Raw genomic sequence first — 4,336 nt, 5'->3', positions numbered from 1 at the left:
TTCCACAAGAACCCATCTCATCGCCGAATGTAAATGGACCAGCGCATCGCCGTTCGACAAATTTGTCCTCGCATTCAAATCGCTCGATAACATTACGAAAGGCGCGGCGCATCCACCGGACAAGGTCATCATCGTCGGTTCGAAATCGGCGAGGCTGGATGAGCAGGCCGTCGCCGAATATCTGGCAGCGCCGGAGTATGGCTACCAACGCGAGTGGCCATATCAGCCTTTAACAAGCGGGACGTCCGTGATGCGATATCACTCGCTCGTTCACGGCGACCTGACAATCGTCAATGTCATCGCCGGCACTGATGGCAAGACGGCAGTACAGGAGTGTGGTGTCGCCGCAGCGATTCTGCTGACTATCGCCGCCCCCAACGAACTTGCAGCGCCGCCAAATGAACTGGCCCTGCAACGACTGGCCTCGTCTTGCTTGGTGCCCCGCCTGCTGAAGCACCTTCACCTGCCTGATCTGGGGAAACGCTCGCTCGAACACACGCAGACCGTATCGGAGCTATGGGAGCCCGGTTTCGTGCTGGACCCCTGGTCTTATGTGTTGCAGGAGTATGTTGCGGCAGTCCGGCGCGATCGGCCGGTTTCGCAAAATCGCTGGGTAAGTTTGCTGCGAGAGGCGGTCAATGCCAAAGGGCGGCAGTGTGGCGTGTTTCAGCTTACGCCATCTAGCGACAGCAAAATGGCGAGCCTGATCTCGCCAATTCCGCTACGCTGCGGCACCTATCGCAATGTGCAAGTGGTACGCGAGCTGTCGATTGTCGTGCCATGGGCCAGGCCGGGCGAGGGCGAGCAGCTGCCGACCATCAGGATCATGCGCGGCCCAGCAGGCGCAGGAAAATCGACGCTGATTGAGTATCTGTACAACTCGCATGTCGAGCAATTGTGGCGCGCCGGCGGCGCCGGGCATCGGCTGGGGTTCCCGGTATTCATCGATCTCCAGCGCGACGCGGCCAAGCTGCGTACGCTGCCCGATAGCATAGACGATGAGCATGATGGCGCCTATATCGCTGTGATTGAGGAACTGATTGGCACAGGCGCCAACGAGCCCTCCTTATCTACATCCCGTTTGGCGGCGCTGTTCACGCGTTTTCGCATTTCCCTGTACGTCGACGGATACGATCAGCTGGCGCCTTCCGAGGCGGTGAACCTGACTTTGCTGGGCCGCTGGCTGAAGAAGATGGGTAGCGAATTCACCTACCTGTTACTGTCGTCGAGACCGGGCCATAATGAACTGATGGCCTTCGATTGGGAAGAGACATTTGGAAGGGGCTGCGTACCCGATCCCGCGTCCGTCCTGTCGCTTGCGCCACCCGATCTGCAGGATGTTCGGGATTATTGCCAGAGCTGGCTGGACATACTGAAGCAGCTGAAGAAGTACAAGGATTCGGAAGCGTTGAAGGCGTCCAGTTTCTTCGACTGGTTGAACAGGACCGGCGGCCAGGGTGCCTCGCAGGACGTCAGCGTGGAAGCCATACAATCCAACCCGCTGCTGCTGGCGATGGCATTGTCCATTTATATCCGCAGGCTGTCGGATGAGCGCACCGGTTACTCGCCCATCATTCGCACCAGGGCAGACTTGTTCGAGGCGCTCATCTCGGACGTGGCGCAGGCAAAGTACGACAGCCGCTTCGGCGATGATCATGGTGGCAGCGCTGTATTGCAGGATCTCGCATGGCGCGAACGATTTGAGCGCCTGTGCTTTGAGAGCCTGACGCGCGCTGGAAAAACGATTGGACGCATCGACCAGGAGTTGCTGGAGGAGGAAAACTTTGTCGATCAGCTTAAAGAGCTCCCTTTCGTGAGGGCGAGCACTGATCCTCTGAATGCCGAGCAGGGAATCGAGTTTGCGCATCCGACCTTCCATGAATACTTTGCTGCGCATTATCTGGCACAGTGTGATCTGACGCCGTTTGGCGCAAGGCTCGGCGAATTGGTGATCAGCTTCGGCCGTGATGCATTCAAGCTGCTGTTGGGCTGTCTCATTTCCCGCCCGGCTAGCCTTAAGCCTTTCTTCGAGCTGCTAGATCGGGACGTCAGCATTCAGCAATATCTCTACGACGCAGGGTATGTCGATATCTGTTTAGACGAGCTGCGCCTTGTCGATTTACTTGTGCGTGACAGTGCACGGGCGCATCGTTGCGTCAGCAAGCTGGTAGCGCACAAATACTATGGCTCGCGCGATGATCTTGAACTGGGCATTAACTGCCTGATTGAATTGTATGAACGGCTTGGTAAAGACAGCGACCCGCTCAGTCATTGGTATAAATTGTTTTGCGTCGATCACATCGAGAACCGCGTTTTGCGGGTGAACCGGCAGGACTTGGTCGCATGGGTAGAGGAAAACCAGCTTCGCCTGACGTCAGGCCTCAGCATTTATGCAGCCGGCGCAGGCATGGACGGCACTGTGCGAGAACCGGTATGGGCGAGTGAAAGCATGTTCATTCTGCGCTGCGCACATTACTGGGGGCATGTCGGTAACCGGAAGTTAAGTGAACAAGTCCTCTCTGCTGCCGATGATATGAAACAGAGCCGCAGGGCAGCGCTGGATGCTTACGACCGGGCGATTGTGTATCGGGCAGTTTCGATTGCACTGGGTTTGCGCGAGAACCTCGGCGTCRAGATCCTTCAAGCGCTCGATGTCGAACAGCGTTTTCCGGACTGGTTCAGGCACTGGCTTGTCGCCGACCACGCCAGCTTGTTGACCTTTGAGCGCTTCGTAGGTCCCGTGCAGGCGCTTGGCGATACAGCGCATCAGTATCTTTGCCGCGCGGACATCAGGCTTTGGGAGGCGCTGCATGCATCCCACCGCGAGGCCCTGTTGGCCGCCATGAACGGCGCCAATGCCGACAAGGAAGTTGCGGACCGGCTGTGGGATTTGGCCAAAAGCGAAAAGTTCAGAGGCCTGCTTGGCGAGGGTCTGTTGCGCTACTTCATCCTCGGCGCGGGTGTCGAGCAGCGTCTGGAGTTGATACTCGAAGCGCGCCATCGTGCGGTGCGTTCGGCGGCCGAAGTGCGAGGCCTGGTAAAAGAGAAGCTGGCCAGGCTGGAACGGCAATACGGAATGCGTTATGAGCTGGGGACGGAAGATGTCTTGAAGAGCACCGAAGCGTTCCGCAGTGTCCTTGAGGCCAGAGAGAGGGTGCGCGTCTGAACGGCAGTTAACGCCGTTCCTCGCGCTGGCGAAGTTCTTCCATGTAGTTGTAGATCGTGAAGCGCGAAACTTGAAGCGCAACTGCTGCGCGCTGCACGCCGCCTTTGACGATGAACAGGCCGCGCCGCTGCATTTCGCGCACGGCCTGGATCTTCTGCTCGCGCTTCATTTCTCCCGGCGGCACGGCGTTGCCGATAATTTCATGCATCAGCGTATCCAGTTGCTGCGCGCCTGGCGGCGTAGCTGGTGCCGAGGGCACCGCGACGGCTTGCTGCAATGGCGCCAGCATTTGTGTCAGCCAGGCGTGGGTGGCCTGAAACGCTGACATGTCCGCGTTCAGGCATAACGTAGCGAAGGGCATGCCGTCGGCGTCGCGGAAGATCGCGGAAGCCGATTTCAGTTTGCGCCCCGATGCCGTCACGGTCTCGTAGTCGTCCACAATGCTGTGTACCGCCCCCTCGGACGACACCACGCGCGTGGCTGCTGCAAAGCCGCGGTCTTCGCGCGGACCTTCCAGCACAGAGCTGCCGATTCCGCGGCCCGAGATGTGGCCGTTGGCGATGGCGATCACCGAGTTGGCAGGGCGGCTGACGTCATGCAGCACCACCTCAAGATGCGGCCCGGCCATCGCGGCCAGCATGGGCACAACCTGGTGCAGGGCACTAATGACGGCTTCGCGTTCGATCTGGATTTTTGTTTTCATTGGATTCAACAAAATGTTTAAGAATTCTAACAGGAAGGCTTGCTTCAACAAATTGTTTACTCATTCGATGCAAGCTTGCCTATAATCGACCGCGACTGGAGGAGACAATATGAAACGCAGGCACTACAAGAAGATGCTCGGCGCCATGGCGCTCGCACTGCCAGGCGTCGCGGGCGCGGCGCCGCTGGAGTATTACAACGAGGGCAATCCGCCAACGCGCCCGTTCACGCTGGCGGTGCGGGCCGGCGATTACATCCATTTGTCCGGCCAGATGGGCACGGACGACAAGGGACTTGTGCCCGGCGGCTTCGAAGCCCAGTCGCGCAAGGCGATGGACAATATCGCCGCCGTGTTGAAGGGCATGAATCTCTCCATGGACGATGTCGTCAAGTGCACGGTCATGATGGCGGATATGAGCAAGTGGGGCGATTTCAATAAGATCTATGTGGGCTACTTCAAGCCGGGAC

General features: G+C 58.4%; 3 protein-coding genes. 2 read left to right on the top strand and 1 reads right to left on the bottom strand.

Annotation, left to right across the window (positions count from 1 at the left end; genetic code table 11):
* A partial coding sequence (locus tag AB4Z11_RS24585; RefSeq protein WP_442028349.1) for an NACHT domain-containing protein occupies positions 1-3,166 on the top strand: 3,166 nt, incomplete at its 5' end.
* A gap of 7 nt (positions 3,167-3,173) precedes the next feature.
* Here the strand turns inward: AB4Z11_RS24585 and AB4Z11_RS24580 are convergent.
* Positions 3,174-3,869, bottom strand: coding sequence for a helix-turn-helix transcriptional regulator (locus AB4Z11_RS24580; protein ID WP_442028347.1), 696 nt, complete (start codon positions 3,867-3,869; stop codon positions 3,174-3,176).
* A gap of 109 nt (positions 3,870-3,978) precedes the next feature.
* Here AB4Z11_RS24580 and AB4Z11_RS24575 point away from each other — a divergent pair.
* Positions 3,979-4,336 (top strand): RidA family protein (locus tag AB4Z11_RS24575; protein WP_442028345.1); only part of this gene is annotated, 358 nt, incomplete at its 3' end.

Source organism: Pseudoduganella sp. RAF53_2, from assembly GCF_052113985.1.
Classification (GTDB): Bacteria; Pseudomonadota; Gammaproteobacteria; order Burkholderiales; family Burkholderiaceae_D; genus Rugamonas.
The sequence above is the reverse complement of the archived record's forward strand: the minus strand, read 5'-3'. Positions and strand labels throughout refer to the sequence as shown.

Excerpts from the sequence above, each read along its gene's own strand:
- AB4Z11_RS24580 (WP_442028347.1), bottom strand. The coding sequence starts at position 3,869 with ATGAAAACAAAAATCCAGATCGAACGCGAAGCCGTCATTAGTGCCCTG.